22 protein-coding genes and 2 pseudogenes are annotated in these 26,644 nt (G+C 66.1%); 13 read left to right on the forward strand and 11 right to left on the reverse strand.

The features are described 5' to 3' along the window. Nucleotides 1–29 precede the first annotated feature (29 nt). The gene (locus H681_RS06230) at nt 30–1,250 is read right to left on the reverse strand and encodes a hypothetical protein (RefSeq protein WP_015475993.1); all 1,221 of its coding nucleotides are present in this window, start codon (nt 1,248–1,250) and stop codon (nt 30–32) included. A 105-nt stretch (nt 1,251–1,355) separates the two neighbouring features. Here H681_RS06230 and H681_RS06235 point away from each other — a divergent pair, with 105 nt between their 5' ends. After that, the gene (locus tag H681_RS06235) at nt 1,356–2,117 is read left to right on the forward strand and encodes a DUF899 domain-containing protein (RefSeq protein ID WP_015475994.1); all 762 of its coding nucleotides are present in this window, start codon (nt 1,356–1,358) and stop codon (nt 2,115–2,117) included. Between the two features lie 96 nt (nt 2,118–2,213). On the opposite strand, the pseudogene H681_RS27110 reads toward H681_RS06235, so the two are convergent. Beyond that, a pseudogene (locus H681_RS27110) lies at nt 2,214–2,288 on the reverse strand (TOBE domain-containing protein); the annotation flags it as partial. A gap of 310 nt (nt 2,289–2,598) precedes the next feature. After that, nucleotides 2,599–2,841, reverse strand: a pseudogene (locus H681_RS25680) (APC family permease); the annotation flags it as partial. Nucleotides 2,842–3,130: 289 nt separating this feature from the next. On the opposite strand from H681_RS25680, the gene H681_RS06245 reads away from it, so the two are divergent. Both H681_RS06245 and H681_RS06250 read left to right on the forward strand, forming a co-directional pair. Further along, nucleotides 3,131–3,361, forward strand: coding sequence for a hypothetical protein (locus tag H681_RS06245; RefSeq protein WP_015475996.1), 231 nt, complete (start codon nt 3,131–3,133; stop codon nt 3,359–3,361). 96 nt (nt 3,362–3,457) lie between these two features. After that, nucleotides 3,458–3,814, forward strand: coding sequence for a YkgJ family cysteine cluster protein (locus H681_RS06250; RefSeq protein ID WP_015475997.1), 357 nt, complete (start codon nt 3,458–3,460; stop codon nt 3,812–3,814). Nucleotides 3,815–3,834: 20 nt separating this feature from the next. Here the strand turns inward: H681_RS06250 and H681_RS06255 are convergent, their stop codons facing one another. Continuing rightward, the gene (locus H681_RS06255; protein ID WP_015475998.1) at nt 3,835–4,536 is read right to left on the reverse strand and encodes a YoaK family protein; all 702 of its coding nucleotides are present in this window, start codon (nt 4,534–4,536) and stop codon (nt 3,835–3,837) included. Nucleotides 4,537–4,566: 30 nt separating this feature from the next. Beyond that, entirely contained in the window at nt 4,567–4,791 is a 225-nt protein-coding gene (locus H681_RS06260; protein ID WP_015475999.1) for a hypothetical protein, read from the reverse strand. Nucleotides 4,792–5,320: 529 nt separating this feature from the next. Between H681_RS06260 and H681_RS25490 the strand changes: the two genes are divergently transcribed. From H681_RS25490 to H681_RS06290, 6 genes are read left to right on the forward strand one after another with little or no spacing between them, the layout of a single operon-like run. Then, nucleotides 5,321–11,629 carry a multicopper oxidase gene (locus tag H681_RS25490; RefSeq protein WP_015476000.1) on the forward strand — a complete coding sequence of 2,103 codons (6,309 nt, stop codon included), beginning with the start codon at nt 5,321–5,323 and terminating at the stop codon, nt 11,627–11,629. After that, a complete protein-coding gene (locus H681_RS06270; protein WP_015476001.1) occupies nt 11,626–12,213 on the forward strand; it encodes a hypothetical protein in 588 nt (195 codons plus the stop codon). Before H681_RS25490 ends, H681_RS06270 begins: the two co-directional genes overlap by 4 nt. Before the next feature lie 8 nt (nt 12,214–12,221). Next, complete coding sequence (locus H681_RS06275; protein WP_157883303.1) at nt 12,222–14,051, forward strand: YncE family protein; 1,830 nt, start codon at nt 12,222–12,224, stop codon at nt 14,049–14,051. Next, the gene (locus H681_RS06280; RefSeq protein ID WP_015476003.1) at nt 14,048–14,614 is read left to right on the forward strand and encodes an SCO family protein; all 567 of its coding nucleotides are present in this window, start codon (nt 14,048–14,050) and stop codon (nt 14,612–14,614) included. Before H681_RS06275 ends, H681_RS06280 begins: the two co-directional genes overlap by 4 nt. After that, nucleotides 14,611–16,026, forward strand: coding sequence for a cytochrome c/ABC transporter substrate-binding protein (locus H681_RS25495; RefSeq protein ID WP_015476004.1), 1,416 nt, complete (start codon nt 14,611–14,613; stop codon nt 16,024–16,026). The genes H681_RS06280 and H681_RS25495 overlap by 4 nt, the downstream gene beginning before the upstream one ends. Beyond that, nucleotides 16,004–17,524: a hypothetical protein gene (locus tag H681_RS06290; RefSeq protein WP_015476005.1), complete on the forward strand. Its 1,521-nt coding sequence runs from the start codon at nt 16,004–16,006 to the stop codon at nt 17,522–17,524. The genes H681_RS25495 and H681_RS06290 overlap by 23 nt, the downstream gene beginning before the upstream one ends. A gap of 143 nt (nt 17,525–17,667) precedes the next feature. Here the strand turns inward: H681_RS06290 and H681_RS06295 are convergent, their stop codons facing one another. Beyond that, nucleotides 17,668–18,273, reverse strand: coding sequence for a LysE family translocator (locus H681_RS06295; RefSeq protein WP_015476006.1), 606 nt, complete (start codon nt 18,271–18,273; stop codon nt 17,668–17,670). A gap of 121 nt (nt 18,274–18,394) precedes the next feature. On the opposite strand from H681_RS06295, the gene H681_RS06300 reads away from it, so the two are divergent. Next, nucleotides 18,395–19,264 (forward strand): LysR family transcriptional regulator, encoded by an 870-nt coding sequence (locus tag H681_RS06300; RefSeq protein ID WP_015476007.1) that lies wholly within the window; start codon nt 18,395–18,397, stop codon nt 19,262–19,264. A 275-nt stretch (nt 19,265–19,539) separates the two neighbouring features. Here the strand turns inward: H681_RS06300 and H681_RS06305 are convergent, their stop codons facing one another. The 4 genes from H681_RS06305 to H681_RS06320 all read right to left on the reverse strand — a co-directional run bounded on the left by H681_RS06305 (nt 19,540) and on the right by H681_RS06320 (nt 23,181). After that, on the reverse strand, nt 19,540–19,734 hold the full coding sequence (locus H681_RS06305; protein WP_015476008.1) for a heavy-metal-associated domain-containing protein: 195 nt from the start codon (nt 19,732–19,734) through the stop codon (nt 19,540–19,542). A gap of 94 nt (nt 19,735–19,828) precedes the next feature. Beyond that, entirely contained in the window at nt 19,829–20,167 is a 339-nt protein-coding gene (gene fdx / locus H681_RS06310) for an ISC system 2Fe-2S type ferredoxin (RefSeq protein WP_015476009.1), read from the reverse strand. Between the two features lie 25 nt (nt 20,168–20,192). Continuing rightward, complete coding sequence (cueR, locus tag H681_RS06315; RefSeq protein ID WP_015476010.1) at nt 20,193–20,663, reverse strand: Cu(I)-responsive transcriptional regulator; 471 nt, start codon at nt 20,661–20,663, stop codon at nt 20,193–20,195. A 16-nt stretch (nt 20,664–20,679) separates the two neighbouring features. After that, nucleotides 20,680–23,181, reverse strand: a complete 2,502-nt coding sequence (locus H681_RS06320) for a heavy metal translocating P-type ATPase (RefSeq protein WP_015476011.1) — start codon at nt 23,179–23,181, stop codon at nt 20,680–20,682. Between the two features lie 268 nt (nt 23,182–23,449). On the opposite strand from H681_RS06320, the gene H681_RS06325 reads away from it, so the two are divergent. Continuing rightward, a complete protein-coding gene (locus tag H681_RS06325; protein WP_015476012.1) occupies nt 23,450–23,992 on the forward strand; it encodes a helix-turn-helix transcriptional regulator in 543 nt (180 codons plus the stop codon). Nucleotides 23,993–24,292: 300 nt separating this feature from the next. After that, complete coding sequence (locus H681_RS06330; RefSeq protein ID WP_015476013.1) at nt 24,293–24,781, forward strand: hypothetical protein; 489 nt, start codon at nt 24,293–24,295, stop codon at nt 24,779–24,781. 313 nt (nt 24,782–25,094) lie between these two features. On the opposite strand, the gene H681_RS06335 is transcribed toward H681_RS06330, so the two are convergent. Then, complete coding sequence (locus H681_RS06335; protein ID WP_015476014.1) at nt 25,095–25,526, reverse strand: anti-virulence regulator CigR family protein; 432 nt, start codon at nt 25,524–25,526, stop codon at nt 25,095–25,097. A 280-nt stretch (nt 25,527–25,806) separates the two neighbouring features. Between H681_RS06335 and H681_RS06340 the strand changes: the two genes are divergently transcribed. Continuing rightward, a complete protein-coding gene (locus H681_RS06340; RefSeq protein ID WP_041711774.1) occupies nt 25,807–26,634 on the forward strand; it encodes a PaaX family transcriptional regulator C-terminal domain-containing protein in 828 nt (275 codons plus the stop codon). Nucleotides 26,635–26,644: the final 10 nt, after the last annotated feature.

Raw genomic sequence — 26,644 nt, forward strand, 5'->3', positions numbered from 1 at the left:
GTCCTCGCTGATGGGTCTGAGACTCCAGCCTAGTTCCCCGACCAGGGCGTGGGGAGTAACAAGGTCGTCGCGAAACCCGGCACCGTGGGAGCGGTCCAGCGCCGCGCGCGGCCCTGGCCGAAGGACTGCACCTTGCCGCTCTCGGCCAGCGCATCGAGCGCGCGCTGCACGGTGCGCTGGCTGCCGCCCAGGGCGAGGGCCAGCGCCGAACTCGACCAGGCCTCGCCATCGGCCAGGCACGCCAGCACCGCCGCGTGGCGCTCCTCCAGCGGCCGGGCCAGCACGTACACGTCCCGCGTGGCCAGCGGGACCAGTATGAAACCACGCGGCGTCGCCTTGACCCCGGCCAGCGTGGCAAGCGACTTGCGCAGCCGGCCGATCTCGACTCGCAGGCGGGCGCGATGGCTTTCGTCCGGCGCGCGAGTGCGGAAGGCCCGGGCGATCAGCGTGTTGCGCGGTACATCGGCCGGCCAGCTTTCGGCGAGCGCCTGGGCCAGGCAGAACAGCACCGGCCGCCGCGCCAGAGAAATCACCTGCTCGCCCCGGCACACCGCGTAACGACAGGCATCGACCAGCAGCGCGTCGGACGCCCGCAGCCGCTCCACCTCATCCAGTCGCAGCGGACGCCCGTCGTTGTCGTCGATCAGGCGGGCGGCGGGCGCATCGAGCAGCGCCGTGGCCCGCTCCACCTCTGCCAGCAGCGCGGGAATGCCGGCACGCCGCGCAGTGAGCCGCGCCTGTGAAAGAGCCTCCCGAGCCGCCGCGCTCTGTACGCGGCGCAGCGCGATGCCGGCGGCGATCAGCGCGTGGGTCGTGCCCAGGGCCGGGGGCAGGGGCGAGGGATCCAGATCGGCCAGTTGCCGTTCGGCCTCGTCGACGTGGCCGATCAGTAGCAGGCGACGGATTTCCAGGTAACTGGCGTGGGCGGCATTCACCCGGTCGCCGTGGGTCACCAGTGTCGCCCGTGCGGCGGCCAGCGCACGGGGCGGCCAGCCGAGGTCGCGGCTGGCGAGCGCCACCTCCGCCTCGGCGACGATGCAGCGGGCGCGCGATGTCGCTTCCCGTGGCCCGAACGCGCGGGCCGCCCGGCGCAGCAGCAGGCGGGCGCGGTCCAGGTCGCCCAGCTGCGCCATCGCGATACCGCGCAAGGCCAGCGCCGGCGGATCGTCGCGCAGGGCGATGCGGTTCAGCGCCGCCAGCGGATCGCCCGCCGCCAGCGCCCGCGCGGCGGCCGTTACCAGGGCGTCCATCGTAATCCCGCCACGCTTGTCACTCCCGCCATGCCTGGTCCCGAGCCTAGCCTATCCCTCGCCCATCGACCGACTTGTCGCCACCGGCGACCGGAGGAACTCCACATGGCAACGCACCCACTCGCCACCCGCGAACAATGGCTGGCGGCACGCCTGGAACTGCTCGACGCCGAGAAGGCCCTGACCCGCCACAGTGACGAACTCGCTCGCCGGCGCCAGGCATTGCCCTGGGTCAAGGTCGACAAGCCCTACCACTTCGACACGGCGGACGGCCCCGCCACCCTGGTCGAGCTGTTCCAGGGGCGCTCGCAACTACTGGTCTACCATTTCATGTTCGGCCCGGACTACAGCGCCGGCTGCCCGTCCTGTTCGGCCATCGCCGACGGCTTCGACGGCATCGTCGTTCACCTGGCCCATCACGACGTGACGCTGTGCGCGGTCTCCCGTGCGCCCCTGGAGAAGCTGCGGGCCTACCAGCGGCGCATGGGCTGGCGCTTCCCCTGGGCGTCCTCGAAGGACAGCGACTTCAACTTCGACTTCAACGTCGCCTTCACCCAGGAACAGCAGCGCGTCGGTGACATCGACTACAACTACGGCCGTGGCGAGCCGGCCCTCGATGCTTCGTGTATCCCCGAGACCATGACCCGCTTCGCCGCCCGCTGCGGTACCGACGCTCCCACCTTCGCCCGCGACCGCCCGGGCTTGAGCACTTTCATCCGCGAGGGCGACGTCATCTACCACAGCTACTCCACCTATTCGCGCGGACTGGATGCGCTGTGGAACATGTACGCCTGGCTGGACCGCGCGCCGCTGGGACGCAATGAGCACGGGCTCTGGTGGCGGCGGCACGATGAATATGAGGCGTGATGGTAACTCTGGCGCTTCAGCCGCGGCCGCTGCCAGCACAACAGCCTGGAGGTGACGGAGCGCCAGAGCACCGTTCAGTGCTCTGGCGGGAGGATGTCAGGCAGGTACGCCGACGATGACGTGGGATGCCTTGATGACGGCGGTGGCGTTTACGCCAGGGGCCAGGCCCAACGCCTGCAAAAGAAAGGCCGCCATGGGAAAGGAGTAAAGCCATGGCGGCCGCAGAGTGTCCTCAGCATGGACAGTGACAGGATAGATCAAAGTTGACTCGCGCGTCAGGAAAATGTGCGCGGCAGCGCCAATGGCTGACCTCGGGAACGGCGGTTACCGCAGTCGCCCCGCTCGACCTCGCAGCTTTCCGGGCGCCAGCCGAGCTCGCGTCCGCTTCGATGGCCGAGCGGTTGGCGATCAGCACAGAGGGCGGCAGTACGGCATTGAGCGGCCAGTGGTGCAGGTGATAGCGCGCGTCCAGTGGGTGGGGCATGCCGAAGGTGGCGCGGCCGATGCAAGTCTGCGCCGACACCACGCAGGCGACGAAGGCTACCAGTACGATGGCCACGAACGGCTGCTCGACCCGGGCGCCGAAGGCGTCCATCGCCGCCAGGGTCGCCGAGTCGACGATCTGGCCGCTGACCACGGCGGCCGGATCCTGGTACGACAGGGTGACTGCGAAGGCAGTGAGCATCACGGTCAGGCCGACCACCAGCATCGAGCGCAGGGTGGCGAGCCGGCCCTCGTCGTCACCATCGGCGAGTTTGCGGAAGTCAGTCATGCTGGCCTCCGTCGATCATGCAAAGGGGGATATCACGGCCCGGCTCCAGCGAATGAGCCGGGTTCAAGAGCTCTCGGCGGGAAACGAGGCCGGTTCCGGGTGTTATCATGTAACCCTTATGACGCATGTTTGGAGCAGGCTGCCCGCCAGCAGGGGAGCCTGTGCCTATCCAGCGTCGAAGCGGATCGGTGGCAATCTTGAATGGACAGGTGCAAGCGCGGATGCAGTGTGGTGATTTGAAGTGAAGCGAAACGATGTGAAAGCCCGGAATGCCGTCGGTATCTCCTTTTACACCCACGTGATTGCCAACCCGGCCAATACCCGGGAGTGGATCGTGTTCTTCAAGAAGGACGCGGGGCGCAGTTTCTTCCTGGTGGATGAGAACGAGGACGTCGAGTCGTTTGCGCACCTGGACGGCCTGATCGATGAGTTGCGCGCGCTCGGCATCAAGAATGTCGAAATCCATCTCTAATCCGAGAGGTGCCGCCATGTCAGTGACGATCACGGATCCGGCCCTGCGCAAGCGTTATCCGCGCAGGGCCGGCAAGGGCCTGGGGTGGACAACCCCATGAGCTGCACGACCCGTCGAAAGATCGACCATCTGCGCCGGCAGATCCCGACGTTCGCCTGTGTGCCTGGCTGCCACGATTGCTGCGGGCCGGTGACCGCGTCCTCCGAGGAAATGTCGCGGCTCCCGAGGAAAGGCGACGCCGAGCATGAGGCCGCCCTCGAGCAATGGAACTGCGTGCACCTGGGGCCCCAGGGCTGCGAGGTGTACGGGGAGCGTCCGTTGATCTGCCGTCTGTTCGGGACTACCCCGAGCCTGCCATGCCCGCGCGGCCGTGGGCCGGAAGCCGCAACGGACGAACAGGTTGAGCGCCAGGTGCATGAGCTGATAGCCAGTACCCGGCAAGTGCTCGTCTAGCCGGCGGGCGTGCCCGGGAACTACCGGGGCATGTAGCCCAATTGCCAGGCGCGCGGGACGAAGTGGACGACCACGGCCAGTGTGCAGGCCAGGGCGCTGCTCGCGGCCATCGCCATCAGCCCCAGGTGATGCTCCAGAAAGGCCCCCGCCGTGGCCCCCAGCAGCATGCCGCTCCAGGGGATGAGCTGAACGCGCCAGCCGTTATTGCGCTCCCCGAGCAGCCAGCGCCCGAGGCCCCGGCCGAAACGGGACAGCGCGCCGGTGACATACGTGAGGCCGATGGGCATGCCATTCACCTGTTCCACGACTGCGTTCAGCATCCCCATCGAGACGATCGCGGCAGCGAAGGCCGGGAGGTTCCGGGCCTCAGGCCACAGCGCGGCAAAGCCCAGCAGCGCGGCGACGACGATGAGCAACGGCGTGGCCTGCCTCTTGAATCCGCGGGCGAGGACAATGCCCAGGGCATTGCCGGCGACGAAACACACCACCGCGAGCGACAGCCGCCACAGCGTGGTCAGGTCGTGGTCATTCACGGCGACGGCAAGGCGGGTGGTATTGCCGCTCATGAAGGACACGAAGTCCCCGGTCGCCAGAAAACCGATGGCATCGGTCATTCCCGCCAGCACCGACATGCCGGCGACGAGTCCCAGCCCGACACGTCCGCGCAGCACATGTAGCCGCGATCGTTTGGCGCTGCGGGGTTTTGCAACATGAGGGAGCATTTGCACTATCGCCTGGTTGGATGGGGGCTTTCAGCATTGCGCGGTGGGCACTTCGTCTTCGCTGATGCAATGCTCGATTTCGGTCACCTTGCGCAACGCGAGATCGGCAGTGGGATAGGCGCCAAAGATACGCCCCTGGTAGAACACCACCCAGACGAAGCCCGCCGACTCCGAACCCGCGGGCGCCTGGAGCAGCGCCTGAAACCTGGCGGGCAGGTCGTCGATGTGCATGTGTGCCATACCGCGCAGAATCATGGCGGGTCACCTCGTTTTCAGCAGCCGGTATTCTCGATTCTCGCTGGCCGATGAGCAATACGACGGAAGTGTGGGATGGAACAATGGCGGCGCTGGCCGTAGCGGAAGCAGCGGGTTCCAGGGATTGCGCCGCTTCGTTGAAAGCGGCGACGAGGAGCGACGTGCTGGGGCGGGTGGGCCGGTTCGTTGATTGTCGAGTCGATCGTTGAGTCTGCTCGCTGAACCGGGTGGCGCGCCACAGATATGACCCTCCGGCATTGCCTCCGTTTGCCGGCGAGGACGGGGCCGGATCGAAGCGCCCGGACCGATATTATTGTGCTACTGCGAGTTTCGTTTTTTGCTACGAACGGTCGTACGTGGGCTGGGCCTGTGATCTAGAGTTCTGCGCAGGAACTTAGCCCTGCTGGATCTAGTCCGGGTGCTGTAGTAGTGAGCGGATGCTCCAAGGAGTGTGCCCTGAGCGGGGATTCTGTGCTGTTTCGATCGTGTCGCGACGTGTGCCGGCACCGAACGAAAGAGGAGAGAGTCCATGCGCTTTCCCATACGTTCTGCCTGCCAGTGGCTCGCCCTGTGCGTCCTGGGCTCCGCCAGTGAACTGGCTATCGCGGCCCCCGCAGGGGCAGCGCTCGGCGCGCCGTCCCCCGTCCTCTGCCAACGCACGTTGCGTGCCGAGGTAGTGGCGCTGGAGCAGGCCTACGTACTCAACCGTTTCGGCGCGTTCAACCCGGCCGGCATGCTCTATGCGTTGCGCCGCGACGTGGTGTTTTCCGGCCATCCGCGGATCGCCGATGGCACGCCGGTCGACGACGGCAACCTGACCCAGGCCCCCGGCCACGTGCGCCTGCGTCCCGGTAAGCGTCCGCGCCCGCTGGTGTTGCGCGCCAACGAAGGCGACTGCCTGGAGGTGCGCTTCCACAACCTGCTCCTGCCGGGGGTGCCCGAGGAGCGCAGCAACCTGCCTGAGCAATATGCCGGAAAGGTCCCCGCGCACATGGAGGACAACTACGGCACGGTCTACCCCGCCAATGGCAGCGACGGCCGCAACCTGGTTCGCGCCATGTCGGTCAGCAACGACCTGCCCTATACCCGTGCCGCCGCGTTTCACGTCAATGGCCTCAACCTGGTGCCGATGCGCCCTGACGAGTGCCCGCCTTCGACTGCCGGTCACGCCTGGCTGTGCGGCACCGACGGGGATAACGTCGGCCTCAATCGCGCCGTGCTGAACCCCGCCACCGACGCCGCGCTGCGCCAGCGCCTGGAACAGCAGGGCGGCCAGGTCTACCCCGGACAGAGTGCCATCTACCGTCTGCAGGCGGTACGCGAAGGAACCTACTTCGCATACTCCACCGGCGCCAGCGTCGGCGGGGAGGGGGACGGCGGGCAACTCGGCGCGGGGCTCTTCGGCGCCGTCAACGTGCAGCCACGCGGCGCCCGCTGGTACCGTTCGCAGGTCACTCACGGCGATCTGCAGGCCGCCGCCCATCCGGCCGCGTCGGGCAGCCATCCATTCTCCAATCTCGACTACGACAACGCCCGCTATGCCAGCGGGCCGCAGGCGGGCATGCCGATACTGGCCATGCTCGATGGCGACGAGATCGTCCACTCCGACCTCAATGCCATCGTCGTGCTCACCGGCGAGGCGCCAGACCACAACGACACCACCGGCCCCGACCGTCACTGCCAGGCATACGCCTTCGGTAACAGCTGCGGTCACGCCTACCGCGAATTCACCGTGATCATGCACGATGAGATCAAGGCGGTGCAGGCGTTCGCGGAACTGGAGGACGAGTCCAACCCGCTGTTCTACATCCGCGACAACATGGGGGTGAACTACGGCGCCGGCGGCATGGGCGCTATGGTGCTGGCCCGCAATCGGCGCACCGGTCCGGCCAGGGATTGCCCGGAGTGCCGCGCGGAAGAGTTCTTCCTGAGCTCCTGGGCCAACGGCGACCCGGCGCTGCTGCTGCGCTGGAGCGATGACGGCCGGAAACCGGTCGGCGCGCTGTATCCCGACGACCCCTCCAACGTGCACCACTCGTACCTGAACGACGCGGTACGTTTTCGCAATATCCATGCGGGGCCCAAGGAAACCCACGTCTTCCATCTGCATGCCCACCAGTGGGTGCAGAACCCCAGCGCCGCTGGCTCCACCTACCTCGACTCGCAGACCATCTCCCCCGGCGCCACCTTCAGTTACGAGATCGAGTTCGGCGGCTCGGGTAACCGCAACCTGACGCCTGGCGACTCGATCTTCCATTGCCATCTCTATCCGCACTTCGCCCAGGGCATGTGGGAGCTGTGGCGCACCCACGACGTATTCGAGGATGGCTCCGACGCACGCAAGCTGCCGGACGCCGAAGTCGCCGGCGGCACGGAAAGCCCGGCTCTGGTGCCGATCCCCGGTTCCGCACTGGCACCGATGCCCACCGAGCAGTTCGCCGGCTATCCCTTCTATATTCCCGGTGAGCCCGGTCACCGGCCGCCGCAACCGCCCAAGGACATGGACGTAGTCGACGGCCAGCCGGTCAACGGCGGCCTGCCGCGCCATGTGCTCACCGGCTGGGAGAACAAGGGCAACCTCACCGAGCGCGCGCTGGCCAACCAGGATGTGCTCGAAGCGGCGCTGGCCAAGGGCTCGCCGAGCGCGCAACTGAACGCCCGGCGAGTCTTCGAGCAGAACCCCAATGCGTTGTACGCGCTGGCCGAGGAGTGGAAGTCCATCGCCGGCATCCGGCTGCTCGACGAGGAGGGCGAGCCGAAGGAGCGCAGCGCAATGGCGTTTCATGCCGGCACCCTGAGCGCGCCGGGGCTGGAGCCGGTGAGCGAGGCGGACGATCCGCGCAATCCACTGTGGGAACAGGAGGCGCGCGGCTACAAGTCGAGCCGCGCCAGCACTGTCGAACAGCAGGACACGCCCGAGGGCCCGCCGGTGTTCTGGGTCAATGGTCGCGCACCGGTGTCCGGCGCGCCCTTCGCCGACCCATGCCCGGCCCCGGCGCCGGTGCGCGACTATCGCGTGGGCGTGATCCAGACCGAACTCACCGTCAACCGCCACGGCTGGTTCGATCCGCAGGCGCGCATCCTCTCGCTGGAGCAGGACATCAAGGACATCATCGACCCCAACACCCGCGCGCGCCTGCCCGAGCCGCTATTCTTCCGCGCCAACTCCGGCGACTGCATCAACTTCAAGCACAGCAACCTGGTGCCCAACGCACTGGCGCTGGACGATTTCCAGATCTATACGCCGACCGACACCATCGGCCAGCACATCCACCTGGTGAAGTTCGACGTAACCGCCTCCGATGGGGCGGGCAACGGCTGGAACTACGAGGACGGCACGTTCTCCCCCGAGGAAGTGCGCGAGCGCGTGCATGCCTACAACAATACCGCCGGCGCCCGCGGAGTCGCCCCGCTGGCGCTGCGCACCCACCCGCTGTTCGCCGCTCCGTGCGCGCCGGGCAATGCGCGTTGCGCGGCGTTGAAGAAAAAGGGCACCTGTCCCGCGAATGCGGCCGGGCTGCCACTCAAGACCCTTGCCGAGAAATACCCGTTCTGCGGCGCCCAGCGCACGGTGCAGCGCTGGTATGCCGACCCGTTGCTCGACCCGCGCAATGGCCGCGACTACACCTTGCGCACGGTGTTCACCCATGACCATTTCGGCCCCAGCTCGCACCAGCAGCATGGCCTCTACGCCGCGCTGATCGTCGAGCCGAGCAACTCGGTCTGGCTGCGCCTGGACGCCAGGGACCTCGACTGGAGCAAGCTGTGCAGCCGCGACGCGGCGCTGCGGGACAAGGAGCGCGGCAAGCTGATCGGCGGCGCCAATCTTTCCCAATGGACCATCGAGCTGGACAAGCGCTGCAAGGTTCGCGCGCCCGACCCCGCCGCCCGCGCGGTGGCCGCCAACGAGCTGCGCGAGCCGCTGAAGTTGCGCGAGGACGGCGGTCCGACCGCGACCCGTGCCAACATCGTCTCGCCGCTGTGCCTCTGGGGTGGCGTGCCGACCCCGCAACAAAGCGGATCGCGCAAGGACTCCAACCCGCTCGACCCGGCCCGTACCGACGCCAAGCTGGACTGCCCGCCGGCGCTGCGCGCCCCCGACACCCGGCGCGAATACGCGCTGGCCCTGGCTGACTTCTCGATCCTCTACAACGCCGCGCTGGAGCCGATCAACCCGGAGGACCCGGACCGTTCGCAGATCCGCCTCGGGCATCGCCAGGTCGCCCTCAATCAGCCGCGCCCGCTGGCGATCTCCTCGGAGGACCCCGGCACGCAATTGATCAACTACCGCAACGAGCCGGTGCCGCTGCGCATCACCGAGCGCACGCCGAACACGTCACTGGGCGGCTTCGATTACCGCCAGAAGGATTGCCCGCCGGGGCGCTACGACTGTGTCGGCGACATGGCCAACGTGTTCAGCACCCAGGTGCATGCCTCTCCCGACCGGCTGCTCGCCACCCAGTCCTATGGCGCGGTGGTGTCGCCCCGGACACGGCAGATCCTCAAGCAGGCCGGCCTGGGCAACCGGCTGGACAAGACCCTAGCCGACATCGAGCGCTGGCGCCGGGACTTCAACTGCGCGCTCTATCCCGCCACGCAACTGCCGGGCGCCTGCCGGCTGCAACGCGAGGAGCCCTGGCGCATGCTGGGCGACCCGGCGACGCCGGTGGTCGCCGGCTACGAAGGGGACCCGCTGTACATCCGGCTGATCCAGGGGGCCCAGGAGGCCCAGCACGTCTTCGCCATGAGCGAGTACAAGTGGTCCCGCGAGCCGGACAACCCCCGTTCCGGCTGGACCAGCGCCCAGCCGCTGGGCATCTCCGAGCACATGGAGTTCGACATCAAGGTCAACCCGCTGGCCACTCCGGTGCTCGATTCGCTGTACTTCGGTTCCTCCGTAGACCAGCTCTGGGATGGCATGTGGGGCCTGGTGCGCAGCTACGGGCGCAAGGACAGCCCGGTGCGCAACGGCCAGGCGCCTGTCAGCGAACCGGTGGTCCAGGCCGGCATCGCCCGGCTCCACGGCTTGCCCGGCAACCCGGTGCCGCTGCCGCCACGGCCGGCGGACGACGAAGCCTCGCTCCGGGTCTGCCCGGCTGGCAGCCCGCAGCTGTTCTTCGATATCAGCGCGGTGCGCGCCTGCGAGCTGACGGGCGGATGCGGCGCGGGCCGGCGCGGCATCCCCTACAACCAGCGCCTGCGCCTGGACGATCCGAACGCCATCCTTTACGTGCGCAACAACCGCCTGCCCGGCGAGGACGAACCCAAGGGGTTCTACGACGACCTGGTGGAGGAAGACGCGGCCCTCGCGGAGGCAGCCGCCCCGTATCTCGACGCCGGCCAGTTGAACCGCTTCATCCTCACCCAGCTGCGCCAGCAGGTACAGAACGGCACGCGGCCAATCGAGCCGTTGGTGCTGCGCGCGCCGGCTGGCGCCTGCCTGTTCGTCAAACTGCGCAACCACCTGCCGGCGGTACTGCCGGATGGCCCGGTGGTCAATGGCGAACGCACCACGGCGCATTTCAGCGACAACTTCATGTCGATGATTCTCGACGGCTTCAACTACAACCAGCTGCGCATGTCGTCGAGCATCGGCCTCTCGACGCCGATGCTCGCCCGCTACAGCCGTGACGCCGATGGCGCCAATATCGGCAGCAACGGCCGCTGGGATGCCGGGCGCGACGACCCCGCCCAGGACCGCCCGCAAGGCAACCTGATACCGCCTTGCACTGCCGATGCGCCCGACGACAGCGCCTGTACGTCGGCATCGTTCGCCATCTGGTACGCCGGCGAGTACCGGATGGACGACAAGGGTCGACAGGTGCCCACGCCGGTGGAGTTTGGTGCGCTGCCGTTGAGCAGCTACGCCGACGTGATCAAGCACCCGGCGCACGGCGCCATCGGCGCGCTGGTGATCGGTCCGCAGGGCAGCCGCGTGTGCCGTTCCGAGAATGTCGAGGAGCGTGAGGCCGACCGTCGCAGCGATATCAGCGCCACGGTCTGCTTCTCTCCGACCCTGGACAAGGACGGCAACGCCATCGCCGAGGACCGGCGCGAGCAACGCCGCTACCGCGACCTGGTGCTGGTGCTGCAGGACGCGGTGGACGCCAAGATCGACGGCAACCGCCTGGAGAACCTCGCAGGCGCCGAGGAGCCGGACGACTATGGCGCCAAGGCCGTCAACTACCGTAGCGAGCCACTCTGGGGCCGCCGCGGCGGCGATCCGTCGGTGCCCTTCGAGGATCGCAACCAGCTCGATTACGCCGGGGTGCTCAGCTCCAAGGTGCAGCGCAATGACGCCCGGCGCATGCCGGTGAGCCCGGCCAGCGCCGACCAGTTGGTCAAGGCGAAAGGCGCGCTGGTCGCCGCGCGGGACATCCGCTGCCAGGCCGGCATCGACCTGCTGGCGCAACCCTTGCGGCATGTCTGCGACCCCGAGACGCCACTGCTGCTGGCTCGCGCCGGCAGCGAAGTGCGCCTGCGCATCGTCCACCCCGGCGGCCACACCCGCCAGCAGGCCATCGCCGTGCATGGCCATGAGTGGGACCCGATGCCGTACCACCTGGTCCGCGACGTGCAACCGGGCAACGCCGGCGTGCCCGTGCCCTTCGCCAGCCATGCCGACGCGGTGGAACACGGCTGGATCAACCAGGGCAGCTACAACGGCGTGGGTCCGCTGATGAGCGCCAACCTGCTGCTTAAGGCCGGCGGACGCCAGGGCGTGGCAATGGACTACCTGTGGCGCAGCCAGGCCAGCTTCGTCTTCGACGGCGGGACCTGGGGCCTGCTGCGGGTGACGTCGGGCGCCACTGAAGACCTCAAGGAGGACAAACCATGAGCGCGGACCTCGAAGCGGTGCTCGACCGCAATGCCCTCAGCGCCGATTGCCAGACGGCGTCCTGGCAATCGTTCGCCGACTTCAACGGCGGCGTTCGACCCCTCGTCCAGGACGTGTCGGTCAGTGGCCGTTACCGCGCCTTCGTCGTCGGTGACCAGCGCATCACCATCGTGCGCAACGGTCCGACACTGGTGTATTCGCAATGCCGTGACGGGCTGTTCGGCTACAACTTCGACGTCGACGAACCCCTGCTGCTGGGTTCGATCCGTGGCGCGGGTGAATTGATGAAACCGATCCACCTGAAGTTCTCCCAGCCGGTCAGCAAGGTCGGTGCGTGCCTCTCGGCCAACGGCAACCTCGGCGACTACTACATCGCCTCGCTGAAGGTCCGTCTGGACAACGGCCTGTGGTTCCGTCTGGTGGCGCCGGCCGTCGCCCTCAGCCAGCAGCGTGGCAGCGCACCGGTCCTGGGCGCCAGGACCGGCAATGGGCGCAGCATCGACGAGGTCAAGTTCGACCTGATCGACGCCAACAACACCGGCCAGTTCAAGCGCGTGGCCGTTGGCCGGGTGTATTTCCTGTGATGATCCGCGTGGCCCGGTTTCTCCTCCTGCTGGCGTTGGCCGCGCCGGCCTTCGCCGGCGAGCCGAGCGTACTCAGCGCCACCCAGGGCGGGGTGACCGTGGAGCTCAGCTACCAGGCGCTGCACGACGGCAACGGCCTGACCCGCATCAGCCTCAGCGACGCGCGCAGCGGCCTGCCCATCGAGGGCGCGCGGCCGGCGGCGTGGATGCTCAGGCGTCACTCCGAGCAGGTCGCCAACGAACTGGGGTGCACATTCAAGGCGCAGACGCTGATGGCCGGTTCGCTCGGCTCGCGGGCGGACGTAGACCTCAATGGGTATCGCCTGGTGACGCTCAACCAGGACGACACCGTGGCGTTCATCAACCCCCATGTCGGCCTGCGCAACAGTAAGCTCGAATCCATCGTCCAACTGCCGTCCCGGGGTTACGACTGGGTATGGCTGGCCCAGGCTCAGCGGCTGTTCATCAGCCTGCGCGAGATCGGCAAGGTCGCCCTGGTCGACAGCCTGACGCGGCGCCTGGTCGGCCTTGTCGATACCGGGGAGGGCAGCTTGCCTACGCGCCTGGTCGCCGACCCTGACGGGCGCAAGGTCTGGGTCGGCCTCGATGGCGGCGCCGAGCTGCTGGCGCTGGACGCCAGCGACGGCCGGGTGCTCGAGCGGCTGGCGGTGGGCGAGGGCCCGCATACCCTGATGGTCGATGCGGGCGCCCGATGGCTCGCCGCGACCAACGCCGATGGCAACAGCGTGTCGCTGATCGAGCGCGTCGGTGGCCGTATCACCACCGTCGAGGTGCCCGGTACGCCGGTGGCGAGCGCCTGGAGCGCAGCGGCGCAACGCTTGGCGGTGCTGGCGATCAACGCCGGTACGCTGAGTCTGATCGACCCCGCCAGCGGCGAGGTCGAACGCATCGCCCTGCAGCCGGGCGTGGAAGCCCTCGGGCTGTTCGACGACGGACGCTACGCGCTGGTGCTCAACGGCATGAGCAACCGCCTGAGCCTGATCGACCTGGCCACTGCCCGGCGCGTCGACGAGCTGGAAATCCCCGGTCGTCCCGACCACCTGGGGTTCTCGCGGGACTTCGCCTATGTGCGCAGCCAGGAGTCGGCCGACATGCGCCTGGTCAACCTCGGCGAGGCGCGGCGCGGCAAGCTGGTGACGGTCAATGTGCCGATGGGGCGCGGCGCTCCGGCGGAGCTTGCACGGAGCCTGAACGTTGCCAGCCCGATGGCCCCGGCGCCGGAGGGCAATGGCATGCTGGTGGGCAACCCGGCCGACGCCATGATCTACCGCTATGTCGAAGGGATGATGGTGCCGGTGGGCAGCTTCAGTAACTACCGCCGGCCCATGCGGGGGCTGCTGGTCCTCGACAGCAGCCTGGTGGAGCGCAGGCCCGGCCGCTTCGAGGCGGCGACTCAGGTCGAGCGCAGCGGGCGCTATGACGTGGTGATCCGCAACCTGCAACCGTCGATCACCAGCTGCTTCGTGCTCGATCTGCAGGGCATGCCGGCCGCACCGCAGGAACACCCGTCGGCCACGCCGAAGCTGCAGGCGGTGCGCGCCGCGACGGAGGATGTCGCGCAGGTCGAATTTGCCCTGCACGATGCCGCCGGCAAGGCACTGGACACGGGCGACGTCACGCTGCTGGCAGTGCAGTGGCAAGGCCCCTGGCAAGGTCGCACGACGGCCGTGCCGCTGGGCGAGGGCCGTTATCGGGCCGAGCTGCATGGCTTGCGTGGCGGGCGCTTCGAACTGCTGGTGCGCGCGCCGGCGCTGGGCACCGGCTATGAGCGCGGCCGCCTCGGCACGCTGCGCTGGCCGCTGGAGGCGCCGCGATGAGACGCCGTAGCCTGTTCACCACCTTGCTTGCCGGGGCTTGCCTGTCCGGCTCCTGGTCACGTGCTCTGCTGGCGGCGGACTGGCTGGGTTCGCCGGCGTTGCCGGACGTCACCTTGCTCGACCAGCATGGCCAGTCCTGGCGCCTGGCCGAGGTTTTCGCCGAGCGCCTGGTCGCGGTGGGATTCATGTTCACCGCCTGCACCACGCTGTGCCCGCCGCAGACCGCGCTGATGCGCGAGACCTACCGGCGCCTGCGTGGCGAGCCGGGCCTGGACGGATTGCGGGTCGTCTCCATCACCGTCGATCCCTACGGCGATGGCCCGGAACAGTTGCGCGCCTACGCCGAGCGCTTCCAACTGCCCGAGTCCGACTGGTTGTTGCTCACCGGCGAGGCGGATGACATCGGCCGGGTGCTGCGCGCCTTCGAGGTGCGCTCGACGAACCTCAGCGAGCATCCGCCGCTGCTGTGGCTGGGCGACACTCGCCGTGGCCGCTGGACGCGCACCTCGTCGCTCAATCCGCCGCAGACGGTGGTCGAGCTCCTGCGGGAGTTGGCCGCATGAGGAGCGTAGCGGCGCTGCTGGCCCTGGCGCTGGCGGGAGGGGCGCTGGCGGACGAGTCTGTCTTGCAGATGGGCCGCGCGCTGTACCGTGGCGAGCGCGAGTTCAGCCGTGCGCCGCGGCTCAATGGCGTCGAGCTCAGCGGCATGGCCTGTATCCAGTGTCATGGCAGCGAGGGCGCCGGGCTGCGTGAGGGCGGCGTCCGGGCTCCGGCGTTGCAATGGCACCTGCTGATGCTGGGCAACCCGGATGGGCCCGGCTACGCGGATGCCGACGCAGTGCTGGCGGCCATTCGCGACGGACGTGGCCGCGCGCAACGAGTGCTGAAGGCGCCAATGCCGCGCTTCGCCCTCAGTGCTGACGAAGGCCAGGCGCTGGTTGCCTACCTGCGGCAGCTAAGCGGTCGTGGCGATGAGCCCCGCGGCGTCACCGACGAGCGAATCACCGTCGCCAGTGTGCTGCCCTTGAGCGGACCGCAGGCCGCAGTCGGTCGGTTGGTGCGCAGCACGCTGGAGCAGCGCTTCGCCGCCCTCAATGCCGACGGTGGTCTGTTCGGCCGGCGCATCGAGCTGGTGGTGGTCGATGCCGGGGACTCGCCGGCCAGCGCCTCGCGGGCCGCACGCGATTTGCTCGACTCCGGGGCTCCGCCGGTATTCGCATTGGTCGGCAGCCTGCTGCCCGAGCCGGATGCCGAGCTGCGCCAGGCGTTGGCGCAGCGCCAGGTGGCGATGGTCGCCACGCTGGGCGTGCCCCGGGAGGACTCGTCCCAGGCGCGGCTCAGCTACCTGTTGCCGAGCCTGGCCGCGCAGGTCGGCCGGCTGGCCGCCGAGCTGGCGCGTCAGTGTCCGCAGCCCGACGGCGCCACGCTGCTGCTCCATCACTCCGGCGACCCGTTGGCGGATCGGTTCGGCAGCGATCCTGGCGTGCGCACGCTCGCCATCACCGATACCCGGCAGTTGCAAGCGCAGTTGGCCGACGCCGGGGCTTCCCGCGTGATCGCGCTGCTCGATTCACGGTTGCTGGACGAGGCGCGCCAGCAATTGGCGCAACGCTCGGCTCGCGTTTGCCTGGGAAGCCTCGCGGTGATCTCCGGGGCGCCGCCGCAACGGACTCCGGGCCCCCTGCGCGAGTGGGTGGCGTTGCCGATGCCCGAGGCCGTATCACCGGGCGACGGCCTGTCGGCGAACCAGCACCTGTGGACGCTGCTGGCCGACACGGCAGCACAGACCCTGATCGAAACCCTGGCCCGCAGCGGCAAGCGCCTCACTGCGGAAAATCTCATCACTGCCCTCGGCACGCTGCAGCAGTTCGAGCCCAGCCCCGGAGTGGTGCTGAACTTCACCCGGCAACAGCACCACGGGTTCGCTGTCGGCCTGTGGACAGGAGGCGACCATGCCTACACGCAACGGCAATGAATACGGGCTGGCCTTGGGGCAATGCGTGCTGGCGCTGCTCCTGCTCGGCGGGCTGGGCGATGCGCGCGGCGAAGACCCCAATCCATCGTTCCTGCTGACCGGATACCTGCAGGAGCTGAAGGTGGATAACCCCGGCGATCCGTTGTCGGGCGGTAGCCTCACCGTCAATGGCGCGCGGGTGATCCTGCCCAGGAACCTGCTGATCACCATGCCCGGCCAGTACCTCACCCTGAGCGATCTGTTCCGTGGCAAGCAACCGGGCTGGGGCGAGGCCTTGGCAGCGCCCCAGGCGGCCAGCGGTCTGGCGTTCGCCGACCAGCCACCGCCGACGCTGCCGGTGATGGTGCAGGCGCTGGGTAACATGGTCGGCGGACGGTACATCGCTGGCGTGGTCAACCTCATGCCGCAGGGGTTCAACGAAGAAGGCGAGGGCGCCGGCTTCATCCGCGCCATCGATTATGACAAGGGTGAGCTGCTGGTCGGCACGTTGACGGGCACCGCTACGGCGCGGGTACGGATCAACGACGCGTTGGGTGTCTACGGTCGCAAGAACAGCGAGAAGAGCGGTGGCGAGCTGATCGATGATCGTTTCACCTCCGATCCGGGTAACGCGCCGGTGACGGCTAGTACCGGCTTTCCCATGTGCATTCCCCGGGTCGCCCCGCCGGCGGAGGATGCATTGTGCCCGCGCGGGAACCGTCGCGCTGCCGGCGATCCCGGGCAGCCCGGGCGTTTCACCTGCGGCGCCGTGGCCGCCGAACCCACCGCTGCGCCGCTCTCGGGCTGCGACCCGGAAAAGCCCGCACCGCTGGTGGTCGGCGACTACATCACCTACAGCGGCATGCCGATCGTCGATGCGCCCGGCACCTCGTTCGTCGCCGCCCATGCGCTGCAGGCGCTGACCGGTATCTACACGTCGCCCCGTGCCGATCCGGCTTATGTGCTGGTGGAGGTGGCGCTGGTGGGGACGTTGGGGGAACCGTTCCCGGGCATCGACCAGGAGCAGACTTCCCGCTTCCGTATCGTCGGTTTCACCACCGACCCGGCGCGCCGCGTGGACGTTTTCGTCATCGATCAGGAGGGCGACCAGGAGAAGGAGCGGCGACTGACTACCCTGACGCCACAGCCCACCGCGCAGATCGGCCGCATCCGCATCGACCTGCCGGCCAAGGCCAACTTCCTGCCGGTCGCCCGCGATGTGCGCATTCGCATCGAGGGGCACAGTTCACGCAAGGTCGTCAACGGCCACCTGGACTCGGGACAGTACACCCTGCCGGTATCCGGCTATATCGCCCCGGAAAACACACGCTTCGGCATTCCACGCCTGCCGGTTGGCGTACCGTTTGAAAGCTTCTGTTTCCTGAAGAACGGCGGCGGCGCCCTGGCCACCCTTGGTCGCGAGGGGCCTGCCCCGAAGATTGGCCGCCTCGATCCTTTCCCTGCGTCGGGCCACGCTGATGCACAGCCGATGGCCGACGGCACGCGCGCGTGCCCGTGATGGGGAGCGCACGCTGCGGGATTGTGGTGTTCTAATGATTTCCTCTCTCCCTGAAAGCAAGCGAGCAGACCTGTTGTCCGGAAGGAAACGCTACCTGCCGATGTCCGTCATCGGCCCGGAGCGTGTAAAGACATTGGCATCACTCAACGAGTTGGCAGCAGCGCACCAAAGGCCACAAAGAGTCCACCACACACTCGATTGAAACGCTGTCCCGCCCTTGCTAGCCAGGGCCGCACGCGATTGGCGGCGCTGGCCACGCCGAATTCAACTGCAAATTCCACCGTCGCATAGGTCAGCGCCATGACAACCGTTTGGAGCAGAAGATTCCGATGCGGGTCGATGAAGGGTGTGATGAATGCGGTGAACAGCAGCAAGGCCTTGGGATTGGAGATGGCGGACAACAGACCCTGGCGAAACAGCAACAGTTGGCTGGAGTTTGAAAGATCGCCCGGGGAAAGTGTCACCGGTTCCGAACGCCAGAGATTGACACCCAGCCAGATGAGATAGAGCCCGCCGATAACTTTCAGAACGGTCAGCCAGAGGATCGAGGCCTTCAGCAGAGCGCCCAGGCCGAGCACGCACAGTGCGATCATGGCGATGAAGCCGATGACGCCGCCGGAGATCGTGAAAAGCGTCTTGCGGGTGCCGTGAAGGGCACCGTGGGTGAGGACGAGCAGTGCATTCGGGCCGGGGACGACCGAAATACCGCCGCAGGTCAGCAGATAGAGCAGCCAGGTGTCGAAGTGCATGAAATCTCCAGGATGAATGCCGCCGGCGGCGCGCCCATCAATCATGCAAAGACATTGGCTGGACGAAAAGCGCATATTCTGGCAATCAGCTATTCGTTTTTCGAATGCAGGAGTGGTGCAGATGTCGCCTCGGGATCTACAGATCGATTGGCTCAAATGCTTTGTCGCGGTGGTCGATACGGGCTCTCTGTCCAACGCCACCGCCGAGGTGCATCGGTCCCAATCCGCCGTGAGCATGCAGCTCAAGAAGCTGGAGGCAGCGCTCGGCCGACAGGTGCTGAGCCGGGGGCCACGGCATCTTGAATTGACCGACGACGGACAGACGCTGCTGGGCTATGCGCGACGGATGCTGGCATTGCACGCCGAGACACAAGCAGCCTTCCGGGGCGAGGAACTGACCGGGAGAATCCGCCTGGGTGTCGCCGAGGACTACGCAGCGCACTACCTCACGCCGGTCTTGAAACGTTTTGCGCCAAGGCATGGCGGTGTTGAGATCGAGCTGACCTGCGAACAGTCGACCGCGCTCATTCCCCGAGTGATGAGCGGTGACCTCGATCTGGCATTGGTCTCGCGTGACAGCCCACGGCGCGGAGCGTTCCTGTTCCAGGAGCCCATGGCATGGGTGGGATCTGCGCAATTTGACCTGTGGCGGCGCGATCCCTTGCCGATTGCGGTCTACGAGTCGGCCAGCCTCGCGCGCCGATGCGCCGTCGATTCCCTGGCCAGGCAAGGCCGTCATTACAAGGTCGTCTATAACAGCTCGAGCCTGGCGGGGCAGGTCGCTGCCGTCGAGAGCGGAATCGCGGTGGCGGTGCTGACACGCTGTACCGTGCCGGCCCATCTCCAGATCTTGGGAAGGGAGCACAACCTGGGGCCGCTGGATTCGATGGACGTTGCTGTCTATCGCAGCAAGGCGTCGCAGGGTTCCAAGGCTGTAGATAGTCTCCGGAGCTTCCTGATCAGAATGCTTGCCTCGTCATCAACGCAATGACGCTTGTTTCGCTTCTGGCCCAGGCTGTGTAAAAACGAGGCCAGTGCCCTTGCTATCCCTCCGTCGGCAAGCATAGCGGGGGTAGTCCATGAAGCCTTTCATCCAAGGCGGGCCCGAGGTCCATGCAGCGTTGCCGCCTGAGCGCCTGGGTGATTGCATCGCGGACAATCACTGTCGGCGATTGCCAGGCGGCTGGCTCATCGCAAGGGGGGCCAACGCTGCATGGCGTACCAGCATCGCGGTCGATCTGAATCAGGATCGACCGCGATCGGACGTTACTGCGAGCGCGGCGGGAAGCCGGCCTCGCGCAGGGCCGCAACGATCTTTTCCTCCGGTGCCGACGTTTGTACCCGGACCAGGCGGGTTGGCGGGTCCGTGACGATGTGAGCGCTGGGGTCTATGGTCTGGATGGCCTTGGTCACGGTACGGGCGCAGCCGCCGCAGGTCATGTCATCAAGATGGAATTGCATGGAAAACTCCTTTCGTGTTGGGGTGCCAGGCAGTGTGGTTCTTGCCACGGTTGGAAGGTCAAGGGATAGGCTGGCCAATGCGGTACGCCGCGCCTTAGGGGGTCTCCTTGGCATGGTTGATCGTGTATCTGGGGATTTCGATGGTCAGGTCTTCCCCGGCCAGGATGGCCTGGCAGCTCAGGCGCGACTGCGCCTCCAGTCCCCAGGCCCGATCAAGCAGGTCGTCCTCGTACTCATCGGCTTCCTTGAGAGAGCCGAAGCCGTTGCGCACGATGCAGTGGCAGGTCGTGCAGGCGCGTTTCATATCGCACGCGTGCTCCATGTCGATGCCATTTTTCAGCAGCGCCTCGCAGATCGAGATGCCGGCAGGTGCGTCCAGCACGGCGCCTTCTGGCGCCAGACCGGGATGGGGAAGAACGGTGATTCTGGGCATGTCGTGTTCCTGACGGTCAGTACGCTCACGTGCGTCTTGATAGCCTGTTGCCGGGATAGCGGCGCGGCACGGCGCCGGTGCGCGCTTCGGGCTCCTGCTCCCCGTCATCGGGGCGCTCGAGGGTGAGCAGGATCGGGCAGTTGGGCCGCTCGTCGCCCGCACAGCAGTGGATCAGTGCTTTGAGCGTCGCGGCCATCTGCTGCAGGCTCTTGATACGCCGGTCCAGCTCGGAGATATGCTGCTGTGCGAGACGCTTGACGTCGGCGCTCTGGCGCGACTGGTCGTTCCACAGATTCAATAGGTCACCGATCTCGGCCACCGAGAGTCCGAGGTCGCGGGCGCGACGGATGAAATGCAACGGGTGAACGTCGGCCTGGGTATACGCGCGATAGCCCGAGTCGGTTCGCTTCGCGGCGGGGATCAGGCCGATCTGCTCGTAGTAGCGGATCATCTTGGCCGAGACTCTGGATATCCTGGATGCTTCGCCAATGTTCATGGCTATCCCCCTTCGCTCAATGAGCTGTCTCGGACGCTGTTGCCAGCGGTGCCCGGAAGTGGCGAAGGCGTAGCGCGTTGCCCAGCACGAATACGCTCGACATGGCCATGGCACCTGCGGCGAAGACGGGGGACAGCAGCACGCCCAATGTCGGGTACAAGGCCCCGGCGGCCACGGGAATCAGCGCTGTGTTGTAGGCAAAGGCCCAGAACAGGTTCTGGCGGATGTTGCCAATGGTGGCCTTGGAGAGCGCGATGGCATTGGGCACGCCTTGCAGGCTGCCGGACATCAGCACCACATCGGCGGACTCCACTGCCACATCGGTGCCGGTACCGATGGCCAGGCCCACGTCGGCCTCGGCCAGCGCCGGTGCGTCGTTGATGCCATCGCCCACGAAGGCGGTCCGGCCATGTTCCGCCTTCAGCCTGCGTACCGCTTCCACCTTGCCTTCGGGCAGAACCTCGGCCACCACTTCATCAATGCCCAGTTGCCTGGCGATGGCCTGCGCCGTGCGTGCGTTGTCTCCCGTGATCATGGCGACCTTCAGGCCGAGCTGGTGCAGCGCCGCGATGGCGGCGGGCGTGGTGGCCTTGATCGGGTCGGCAACGGCAATGATTGCGGCCAGCCGACCGTCGATGGCGGCATAGAGTGGCGATTTTCCTTCATGCCCCAGACGCTCGGCCGCAAGGGCAAACTCATCCACGTCCAGACCCAGCTCACGCATATAGCGGTCAGCGCCCACTTCCACGCGCGCGCCGTTCACTGTGGCGCGCACGCCCATGCCCGTGACGGATTCGAAATCCGTCATCGTTTGCAGTTCGACTCCACCTTCCACGGCGGACTCTACGATGGCGCGGGCAATCGGATGCTCCGAGCGCGATTCCACCGCGGCCACCTTTGCCAGAACCTCGTTGCGCTCAAAGCCAGGGGCGACTTCCAGGTCAGTCAGGGTCGGGCGGCCCTCGGTCAGGGTACCGGTCTTGTCCACGGCTACCACTTGGGCATCCTTGAGCAATTGCAGTGCCTCGCCCTTGCGGAACAGCACACCCATTTCCGCGCCGCGGCCCGTGCCGACCATGATCGAGGTCGGTGTAGCCAGCCCCATTGCACAGGGGCACGCGATGATAAGCACCGCCACGGCATTGACCAGGGCAAAGGTCAGGGCCGGTGACGGCCCAAGCGCGAGCCACAGCAGGAAGGTCAGTCCGGCGACCGCCATCACCGCCGGCACGAACCACAGCGTTACCTTGTCCACCACGGCCTGGATCGGCAGCTTGGAGCCCTGGGCCTGTTCTACCAGGCGGATGATCTGCGCGAGCATGGTCTGCCCGCCCACGGCGGTGGCGCGCAGCATCAGCGCACCTTTCTGGTTGACGGTGCCGCCAACCACCGCGCTGCCTGTCGCCTTCTCGACCGGGATCGGCTCGCCCGTGATCATCGACTCGTCCACGAAGCTGCGGCCTTCGGTCACTTCGCCATCGACCGGCACGCGTTCGCCGGGCCGGACCTCCACGAGGTCGCCCAGGATCACGTCGTTGATCGAAATGTCCACGATGCGGCCATCGCGTGAAACGTGTGCCATCTTGGCCTGCAAGCCGACCAGACGCTTGATGGCCTCGGAGGTACGACCCTTGGCCCGCGCCTCCAGAAAGCGCCCCAGCAGGATCAGCGCCACGATGACCGCCGCCGCCTCGTAATAGACGTTGACCGTTCCTGCGGGCAGCAGGCCGGGGGCAAAGGTGGCTACCAGCGAATAGCCGAACGCGGCGGCCGTACCGACGGCCACGAGTGAGTTCATGTCAGGGGCCAGGCGCACCAGGGCAGGAAATCCCTTCTCGTAGAAGCGCCAGCCCGGAATTGCCAGTACCAGCAAGGTCAGCACGAATTGCAGATACCAGCTTTCCTGGATGCCGATGACATCCATGACCCATGCGTGCATGCCTGGAATGAGGTGCGAGCCCATTTCGAGCACGAACACCGGCAATGCCAGCACGCTCGCGAGGATGAGGTCGCGTTTGAGCCTGGCCAGCTCGGCATCCTTCTTTTCTGCGGCCTCGTTCTCGGCCCGGGCGCCGGTATCAACCAGGCGGGCCTCGTAACCGGCTTTCTCGATGGCGGCTATCAGTTCCTGCACGACCGCCATGCCGTGCACGGTGGCGCGCTCGGTCGCCAGGTTCACCGTGGCATCCGTGACGCCTGGCACGGCCTTGAGCGCTTTCTCGACGCGCCCTACGCACGATGCGCAGGTCATGCCCTCGACCGCCAGCTCGGTGGTGTCGGCCGGTACGTCGTAACCTACTTTCCTGACTGCCTGGATCAGCGCCATGCGATCAACCGGGCCGGTCGGGCGGATGTCGGCGCGTTCGGTGGCGAGATTGACGGACACGCTGCCAACGCCTTCGATCCTGGCCAGGGCGGCTTCGACCCGGCCCACGCAGCTTGCGCAGGTCATCCCTTCGATAGGCAGGCTTATCGGGGCTGTGGCTGCGCGCGCATTGCTGGTACTCGGCATGCTCATGGTGTGCTCCCTGTTGGTGAACATTCGATGCAAGGGAGCCTGGGGCTTGCCATTGTTGGAAGGTCAAGCCTATTCGGTTCGTGCTGCCTGATTGGGAGGCTCGACGCACAGCGAAAGGGCGTCTGCCGGATCAGGCAGGTGATGGCCGCCAAGCGCTTGTGCCAGGCCGCCCCGGACAGGGGCACCGGTGTTGCTCGGGCCCATAGCGGCGAGCGCCATTGCGGTGTTGCCTGCACGATGAAGCACGGCTGGGCGAGGTGTCTGTTTCATGTCATGCGCGATTGCGCTTTCGACGATCGATCGGCTTGCTGCTAAAGCCTTCGATGCGCCGGTATTGTTCAGCCAGCAACGCAATTCCCTGGTGTTCCGCCGCAGCGTGCTCGACCGGCCGATGCCCGGTCGCGACCCTCGCTTGCTGGCCATCGTCATCGAAAGCATGCGCATGCTCGGCGGACAGGCAGGCGTACCGAATCGCCCAGGCATCGTCGATGACGTCAAGTCGCAGGTAAGGACGTTGCTTGGCGATGGCTATCCGAGCCTGGAGCAGGTCGCCGAGCAACTGCGCCTACCCAGCTGGACCGTGCAACGGCGCTTGCAGGAGCATGGCCTGAGTTTCTCTGCCTTGGTCGACACGGTGCGTCAGGAACTGGCCACCTATTATCTGCAGCAATCCGCTCTGCCAATCTCAGAGCTGGCCCTGCTGCTGGGCTATTCAGAGATCAGTGCTTTCTCGCGCGCCTTCCGACGCTGGTTCGATGTCAGTCCGAAACAGTGGCGGCAGGCACACAAGAGCCAGATGGCGAGAGCCTGACGAGGCTGCACGAACCTGCAACCGAACAGCCAAGTGCTGCGGCGTTGTCTCGAGCGTAGATGGGCCTTGGCAAGTCATTGTTGATCCCAGGCATCTGTACGCGGGTGCCAGCAAGCGCTTCAGGGCTTGGCCAGCCCTGGTACCACATGAATAGAAACGACGCGCATAAGGCGCCATAGGCGCACTGTTGGGTGGAAGCAATCGATGGTGGCCAAATGCCATTTTGCATGGAAGAATGCGTCCCTCCTGTCAACGTGAACAGGATTCGGAGCACAAAGTCGCCTCTAGTAAGGAGCACTCATGAAGAGGGTTGCGACCGCCATTGCATTGGCTTTGGTAATGCAGAATTGTCTTGCAGCCACAGAAGTGACCAAGGCGGCACAAAATAGCGGGATCAAGTCTTGCCTTGAGCAACTGCGCGGCGTATCGGACTTCGTAATTGGCAAGTCCGATCACGGTACCAATAGCGTCTGGAACACAGCACAGCCGAACAAGCGGCTTTTCGAGACATTCTCAGTGAAGAAATACTCGGATGCCTACTCGCAGATCATCATGACGGCGTCCCCCAATTCAGCCGGCAAGTGCGACCTCAGCAGCAACGAAACAATGGTGATGCGAGGTTCTTGCATGAAGATCAGGGAGACCACGTTCAAGGACTGGAAATATATTGGCTCAATCCTGAACACTGCAGTCATCGAGAATACCAACAAAGTGAGCGTGTTCCTCACTCCGCAACTGGATGACAGTGTCTGCCTCGTCAATCGACAGGAAGTTTCGTACGAGAAATAAGAGGCGAATCTGCTCCATCCCCGAAAGCCTGCTTCCGCCATCGAGACTCATCGTAGTGGTCCGTTTCACCTTCGACCGATCAATCAGGCCAGGAAGAACCCCCTGACCTGAAAGACCGGTTATGAAAGCGACGACCAGAAATGCACGCGGCCTGAATTCGTTCTCGCTGATGGCACTGGAACGAAAGCCCCGCCGGGGAGGCGGGGCTTCAAGACATCGAGCATTGTACCGACAGGGGATGAACGGCCAGTGTCCATCCGTGGCATGTTCGATGGGGCCAGATGAGGTTTTCCACGGCTATCCGGCAGGTCGATCAGTCCAGGACGTTGTTCAGGACTTCGTAGATGACACCGGTGGCGATAGTGACCAGGAGCAGATCGGTGCCGGCCTGCTGCCATTCGTAGCCATCGTAGCGGGGCAGGCGGCCAATCAGGCGGCCGTCGAGCTTCTTGGCGATACCGGGAGGCAGTGGTTTGCCGCGTGCAAGGTTCTTGCGGATGCCAGGCGGTAGCGCCGCGCCCGGGCTCCAGTAGTCGCGGTTGTTGTCGAGGACGACGCGAACGCCACCGATATCGATCTGCGGGCCGCCTTGCCAGTTGCCGCCGCCTTGCCCCTGATTGCCGTGTTGGGCGTTCTTGGCGTGGCCATTGCCGTTCCCGTTCCCATTACCGGCCAGTAGCGTCGGGCTGGCGCCAACCAGGGCGAGGCCGAGGGCCGTTGCCAGCAGGGTATTGGATCTGGACATGTTCGTTTGTTCTCCGTTTGGCCTGTGCTGCTGAGCGTAGCCGTTGTCACTCCGTTCCGGTAGCAGGCGAATGACCGCCAAAGTGCCTTCATTTTGTCGGAGCCCCAAGAGCTGCGGGGGTGTGGCGTGGCCAGGAGGTTTACTTACCGGCGCTCGAACTCTCCCGACTCCACGCCAAGCCCCATCGTTGGATCTGGTAAAGATTACTGAAAAAAACGGTATACATCGTTACAGGTAACATTACGCCGAAAGACACAATACTTAAAAATGAGTCATTGAGATGACGCCACACCCCCGGGATCTGATTCTCAAGTTTCTTCTGAGCAGAGATGATGGTGTGCTCAGTGCCCGCGATGCGATTTCCGCTTGCGCCCTGTTCGGCATTCGCGAGAACAGCGTGAGAGTGGCCCTTGTCCGGCTGGCAGCCGCCGGCATGATCGAGGCGGCGGGACGAGGCGACTACTGCCTGGGAGCCAAGGCTGCGGATCTGGCGGAAGATGTGCGTGGCTGGCGTAACGCTGAAATGCGTATCGGCCACTGGCATGGTGCCTGGGTAGTGGCGCACTGCGCCGGCCTGGGCCGTACTGATCGCGCACAATTGCGTCGCCGCGAGCGAGCTCTGGAACTGCTGGGTTTCCGCGAGCTGGAGCGCGAGCTTTTCATCCGCCCCGACAATCTGGTGGGCGGTGTTGTCCTGGTGAGGGAGCGCCTGCTCAAGCTGGGCCTCGAATCGAGCGCCTCGGTCTTCCTGGCGGCAGAGTTCGACCCCATGCGCGAGGTGCGAGCACGCGCACTATGGGACGGCAAGGTGCTCAACCGCGGCTACCGCGAGACTGCCGAGAAACTCGGCAAATGGCTGACACGAGTCGATGAGATGGAAGTGGAAGTCGCTGCCCGGGAGTCCTTCCTGATGGGTAATGCAGCCATTCGCCAACTGATCTACGACCCACTGCTTCCCGAGCCGCTGGTCAATCCTCAGGAACGGCACGCCTTCATCGATGTGCTGCTGCGCTATGACGATGTCGGCCATGCCATCTGGCGTGGTCTACGAGCGTCGCCACCTGTCGAATCGTCGACCGGTACCACCCAAAGTCCTATCAACCACTGACCGCTACGAG

The sequence above is a fragment of the Pseudomonas sp. ATCC 13867 genome, from assembly GCF_000349845.1.
Taxonomy (GTDB): domain Bacteria; phylum Pseudomonadota; class Gammaproteobacteria; order Pseudomonadales; family Pseudomonadaceae; genus Pseudomonas.

What these genes read in the sequence shown, in the direction of transcription:
- H681_RS06230 (WP_015475993.1), bottom strand. Translation starts at nt 1,250, where the DNA reads ATGGACGCCCTGGTAACGGCCGCCGCGCGGGCGCTGGCGGCGGGCGAT.
- H681_RS06235 (WP_015475994.1), top strand. Translation starts at nt 1,356, where the DNA reads ATGGCAACGCACCCACTCGCCACCCGCGAACAATGGCTGGCGGCACGC.
- H681_RS06250 (WP_015475997.1), top strand. Translation starts at nt 3,458, where the DNA reads ATGAGCTGCACGACCCGTCGAAAGATCGACCATCTGCGCCGGCAGATC.
- H681_RS06255 (WP_015475998.1), bottom strand. Translation starts at nt 4,536, where the DNA reads ATGCTCCCTCATGTTGCAAAACCCCGCAGCGCCAAACGATCGCGGCTA.
- H681_RS06260 (WP_015475999.1), bottom strand. Translation starts at nt 4,791, where the DNA reads ATGATTCTGCGCGGTATGGCACACATGCACATCGACGACCTGCCCGCC.
- H681_RS25490 (WP_015476000.1), top strand. Translation starts at nt 5,321, where the DNA reads ATGCGCTTTCCCATACGTTCTGCCTGCCAGTGGCTCGCCCTGTGCGTC.
- H681_RS06270 (WP_015476001.1), top strand. Translation starts at nt 11,626, where the DNA reads ATGAGCGCGGACCTCGAAGCGGTGCTCGACCGCAATGCCCTCAGCGCC.
- H681_RS06280 (WP_015476003.1), top strand. Translation starts at nt 14,048, where the DNA reads ATGAGACGCCGTAGCCTGTTCACCACCTTGCTTGCCGGGGCTTGCCTG.
- H681_RS25495 (WP_015476004.1), top strand. Translation starts at nt 14,611, where the DNA reads ATGAGGAGCGTAGCGGCGCTGCTGGCCCTGGCGCTGGCGGGAGGGGCG.
- H681_RS06290 (WP_015476005.1), top strand. Translation starts at nt 16,004, where the DNA reads ATGCCTACACGCAACGGCAATGAATACGGGCTGGCCTTGGGGCAATGC.
- H681_RS06295 (WP_015476006.1), bottom strand. Translation starts at nt 18,273, where the DNA reads ATGCACTTCGACACCTGGCTGCTCTATCTGCTGACCTGCGGCGGTATT.
- H681_RS06300 (WP_015476007.1), top strand. Translation starts at nt 18,395, where the DNA reads ATGTCGCCTCGGGATCTACAGATCGATTGGCTCAAATGCTTTGTCGCG.
- H681_RS06305 (WP_015476008.1), bottom strand. Translation starts at nt 19,734, where the DNA reads ATGCAATTCCATCTTGATGACATGACCTGCGGCGGCTGCGCCCGTACC.
- fdx (WP_015476009.1), bottom strand. Translation starts at nt 20,167, where the DNA reads ATGCCCAGAATCACCGTTCTTCCCCATCCCGGTCTGGCGCCAGAAGGC.
- cueR (WP_015476010.1), bottom strand. Translation starts at nt 20,663, where the DNA reads ATGAACATTGGCGAAGCATCCAGGATATCCAGAGTCTCGGCCAAGATG.
- H681_RS06320 (WP_015476011.1), bottom strand. Translation starts at nt 23,181, where the DNA reads ATGAGCATGCCGAGTACCAGCAATGCGCGCGCAGCCACAGCCCCGATA.
- H681_RS06325 (WP_015476012.1), top strand. Translation starts at nt 23,450, where the DNA reads ATGTCATGCGCGATTGCGCTTTCGACGATCGATCGGCTTGCTGCTAAA.
- H681_RS06330 (WP_015476013.1), top strand. Translation starts at nt 24,293, where the DNA reads ATGAAGAGGGTTGCGACCGCCATTGCATTGGCTTTGGTAATGCAGAAT.
- H681_RS06335 (WP_015476014.1), bottom strand. Translation starts at nt 25,526, where the DNA reads ATGTCCAGATCCAATACCCTGCTGGCAACGGCCCTCGGCCTCGCCCTG.
- H681_RS06340 (WP_041711774.1), top strand. Translation starts at nt 25,807, where the DNA reads ATGACGCCACACCCCCGGGATCTGATTCTCAAGTTTCTTCTGAGCAGA.